Genomic DNA, 4,225 nt, shown 5'->3' with positions numbered 1-4,225 from the left:
GTGCTGGAGGCGTTCCGGATGGGGTCGGGGCAGCAGCTGGCGGTCTTCGGCGCGGGGGCGGTGGGCCTGGCGGCCATCATGGCGGCGAAGCTCGTGGGCGCGGCGACCCTCATCGCGGTGGACCTGGACGCGAAGCGGCTCGAACTCGCGCGCGAGCTGGGCGCCACGGACACCTTCCTCGCGCAGGAGCCCGAGCTCACGAAGAAGATCCGCCAGCGCACCGGGGGCGGGGTGGACTTCGCGCTGGAGTGTGTCGGTTCACCCCAGGTGCTGCGTCAGGCGTTCGACGTGACACGGCCCCTGGGCACCTGCGGGTTGCTCGGACTGCCCGGCCGTGGCGCGGCGGAGGTCTCCCTGCCGATGACGTCCCTGCTCGCCGGCCGGAAGCTGGTGGGCATCCTCGAAGGGGACGCCGACCCGAAGACCTTCCTCCCGAAGCTGGTCGCGCTGCACGCGGCCGGACGCTTCCCGCTGGAGAAGCTCATCCGCACCCATGACTTCGAGGCCATCAACGACGCGGTCCACCAGATGGAGACGCGCACGGCGATCAAGCCGGTGCTGCGCATGCAGGGATGAGGGACGTCATGACCTTCGATGAAGCGGTGAGCGCGGGGCGGATCCGCGCCGAGGAGGCGCTCGCGTTGTTCGACAGCCTGCCCACGGTGGACCTTTCGTTCATGTGGGGCACCTGGAAGGGCAGTGAGCTCCAGACGGAGCACCCCATGGACGGGATGCTCAGCGCGACCGGCTGGTACGGCAAGCAGTTCATCGACGCGGAGAGCGTGCACCCGCTGCTGTTCTTCACGGAGGACCGCGCGGCGGTGTTCCCGGTGGATCCGCGCAGGTGGCCCTCCCCGGAGATACGGGGGCCCGTGGGCCCGCACCGGGCCACGGTGGAGACCGCGAAGTTCAAGGCCCGGCTGCGCATGACGCAGTACCGGGGAAGGCTCAGCGCGACGATGATCTACGACGACTGGCCCACGAACGATGTCTTCCGCCAGGTGGACGCGAACACGCTGCTGGGGGTGATGGACGCGCGGGGCATGCCAGCGCCGTACTTCTTCGTGCTGCGCCGGGATGCGGACGCGCGGCCCTTCGCGCGAGCCCCCTAGTTCCGGAGGGAGGGGCGGGCGGGCTTCACAACGCCCAGCGGTCCACAGGCATGGGGCCCCACGGTCCCGTGCCACCTCGCCCCCAGGGATGAGCCCCCTGCCGGATGTCCCTGGCCGTCACCAGTTCCTTGAAGCGTCACGGGTCCAAGGGATGGGGGGCGTCGCATGTCGGAAGGGGTGGACGATGGATTGCCGGAGGTCCTGCCGGACATTCCGTCCTCACGCCTGCCGGGGTTCCACCGCCTCGATGTGGAGGCGCGGTGGAGGGAGCTGGCGCGGCGGGGGGACGTCTCACCGGAGGAGCTGCACGTGCTGCGGGCCCTGGGCTCGCCGTCCTTCGACATCCTCAACCAGATGATTGAGAACGCGGTGGGGGTGTTCGCCCTGCCGCTGGGGCTGGGGCTGAACCTCACCGTCAACGGGCGCGACCACCTGGTGCCCATGGCGGTGGAGGAGCCGTCGGTGGTGGCGGCGGTGTCGTACGCGGCGAAGGTGGTCCGCCACGCGGGCGGCTTCACCGCGGACGCGGACGCGTCGATGATGATCGCCCAGGTGCAGCTCACCGGCTACGGCTCGCCGGAGCTGGCCCGGGAGCGCCTGCTGGCGCACCGGGAGCAGCTGCTCGCCCTGGCGAACAGCTTCCACCCGGCGCTCCAGCGGCGGGGCGGCGGCGCGCGGGAGGTGCAGGTGCGCATCCTGCCCGCGCCGGAGGGGCCGCAGGGGGAGCCGCTCTTCATCGTGCACCTGCTGGTGGACACGCAGGAGGCCATGGGCGCCAACCTGCTGAACACCATGGCGGAAGGGGTGGCGCCGCTCATCGAGCAGCTCACCGGGGGCCGCGTCTACGTGCGCATCCTGTCCAACCTCGCGGACCAGCGGCTGGCGCGCGCGTCGTGCCGCATCCCGCTGGCGGCGCTGGCGGACTTCGACCTGCCGGGCGAGGACATCGCGGAGGGCATCCTCCAGGCGAGCCGCTTCGCGGAGGCCGACCCCTACCGCGCGGCCACGCACAACAAGGGCGTGATGAATGGGATTGACGCGGTGGCCATCGCCACGGGGCAGGACTGGCGGGCCATCGAGGCGGGGGCCCATGCCTACGCGTGCCGCACGGGCCGCTACGGGCCGCTGTCCCGCTGGACGCTGGAGCAGGGCCACCTGGTGGGGCGCATCGAGCTGCCGCTGGCGCTGGGCATGGTGGGCGGGCCCATCAAGGTGCACCCCGGCGCGCAGCTGGGGCTCAAGCTGTTGCGCGTCACCACGGTGCGCGAATTGGCCATGGTGTTCGCGTCGGTGGGGTTGGCGCAGAACTTCGCGGCGGTGCGCGCCCTGGGCTCGGTGGGCATCCAGAAGGGGCACATGGCGCTGCACGCGCGGTGTGTCGCGGTGACCGCGGGGGCACGGGGCCTGGACGTGGAGAAGGTGGCGCGGCTGCTGGTGGAGCGCGGCAGCGTCAAGGTGGAGACCGCGCGCGAAATCCTCGCGTCCTGCCAGGCCGTGACAGCGCCATGAGCGAGCCGACGAGCGCGTCACCCTCCCTGTTCGCCAGGCTGGCCCGGGGCGTGTACCGGCACTGGGGCTGGGTGCTGGGCGGCGGCGGCGTGCTCCTGGCGCTGGCTGTGTATGGGCTGCTCCAGGGAGGCCACCTCACCACCGGCACCATCGACGGCATCGAGTCCTCGCGGGCGGAGGCGCTGGCCCGGGGCGCCGCCGCGGGCTCGATGGACCAGACGCTGGCGGTCATCTTCCACCGCGACGACTGGACGACCGACGACCCGCGCTTCACCCAGGCGGTGGGCTCGGTGCTGGAGCGCGTGCAGCGGCTGCCGGAGGTCGAAGCGGTGGTGTCGCCCGTGGGAGCCCCCGAGGCCTTCCGCGCCCGCTTCGTGTCGAAGACGGGCCACGACCTGCTGGCGCTGGTGCGGCTCAAGGGGGGCGAGCGCGAGGCGACCGCCGCGTTCCCCGCCGTGCGCGCGGCGCTGGAGGATCCACGCTTCCAGACGACGCTCACCGGCAAGGTGGCCTTCGTGCACGCTCTGAACGAGCTGCTGGAGCACGACCTGCTGCGCGCGGAGCTGCTCTCGTTCCCGCTGGCGCTGCTGGTGTTGCTGTGGGTGTTCCGCACGGTGGTGGCGGCCATGCTGCCGCTGGTGGTGGGCGGGCTGGCGGTGCTCTGCGGCGTGGCGGGCGTGCTGCTGTTGTCGCGCTACACCAACATGGCGCAGTACACGCTCAACGTGGTGTCGCTCATCGGGTTGGGGGTGGCCATCGACTACTCGCTGTTCATCGTGAGCCGCTTCCGCTCGGAGCTGGCGGATGGGCTGACGACGCAGGAGGCCCTGGCGCGCACGCTGGACACGGCGGGACGCGCGGTGGCGTTCTCCGGGCTCGCCGTCACGGTGGGGCTTTCGGGCCTGCTCTTCTTTCGCGGCTCGTACCTGAGCGCCATGGGGCTGGGGGGCGCGCTGGTGGTGGCCTTCGCGGTGCTCTTCGCGCTCACCGTGCTGCCCGCGCTGCTCGCCTGGCTGGGGCCGAGGGTGGACCGGGGGAAGCTGCCCTTCGCGCATCCGAACCGGCGCGGCGGTGCATGGCACGCGCTGGCCACCTGGGTGATGCGGCATCCCTGGTGGGTGCTGCTGCCCACGCTGGCGCTCCTGCTGGCCATGGGGCTGCCCTTCCGGCGCCTGGAGCTGGCGGCCACGGACATCACGGCCCTGCCCGAACACACGGAGGCCCGCCAGGGCGCGCGGACGCTGGCCCGGCTGTTTCCGCGCGAGGCCGCCACGCGCGTGCTGGTGGCGGTGGAGTTCCCCTCCGGCGATGCCTTCACGCCGGAGCGCGCTGGCGCCCTCTTCGATGCCAGCCGGAGGATCGCCTCCCTGCCGGGCGTGGTGGGCGTGGAGAGCGCGGTGGACCTGGTGCCGGGCATGGACCGGGCCACCGTCCAACAGATGGCGGGAGCGCCCCCGCGGGCCGTGCCGCCGGAGCTGCGGGCCGCGCGCGCCGCGTACCTCACCGGGAGCGTGGCGGTGTTGCAGGTGCTGACGTCCTCGGCGCCCAGCAGCCGCGAGGCGCGCGACCTGGTGCGGGCGCTGCGCGAGGACCGCGCGGTGGGG

At 72.6% G+C, this 4,225-nt stretch carries 4 protein-coding genes; all 4 read left to right on the top strand.

Annotated features, from left to right (window positions below; genetic code table 11):
* Positions 1 to 576: zinc-binding dehydrogenase (locus D7Y13_RS39245; RefSeq protein ID WP_147452605.1), on the top strand; the 576-nt coding region annotated here is incomplete at its 5' end.
* An 8-nt stretch (positions 577 to 584) separates the two neighbouring features.
* Complete coding sequence (locus D7Y13_RS39240) at positions 585 to 1,112, top strand: DUF4334 domain-containing protein (RefSeq protein WP_120586200.1); 528 nt, start codon at positions 585 to 587, stop codon at positions 1,110 to 1,112.
* 201 nt (positions 1,113 to 1,313) lie between these two features.
* The gene (locus D7Y13_RS39235) at positions 1,314 to 2,621 is read left to right on the top strand and encodes a hydroxymethylglutaryl-CoA reductase, degradative (RefSeq protein ID WP_120586115.1); all 1,308 of its coding nucleotides are present in this window, start codon (positions 1,314 to 1,316) and stop codon (positions 2,619 to 2,621) included.
* Positions 2,618 to 4,225: MMPL family transporter (locus tag D7Y13_RS39230; RefSeq protein ID WP_147452604.1), on the top strand; the 1,608-nt coding region annotated here is incomplete at its 3' end. The genes D7Y13_RS39235 and D7Y13_RS39230, both read left to right, overlap by 4 nt.

Source organism: Corallococcus praedator (assembly GCF_003612125.1).
In the GTDB taxonomy this organism is placed as follows: domain Bacteria; phylum Myxococcota; class Myxococcia; order Myxococcales; family Myxococcaceae; genus Corallococcus; species Corallococcus praedator.
Note: the sequence above shows the minus strand (reverse complement) of the source record. Positions and strands in the feature narration are given on the sequence as shown.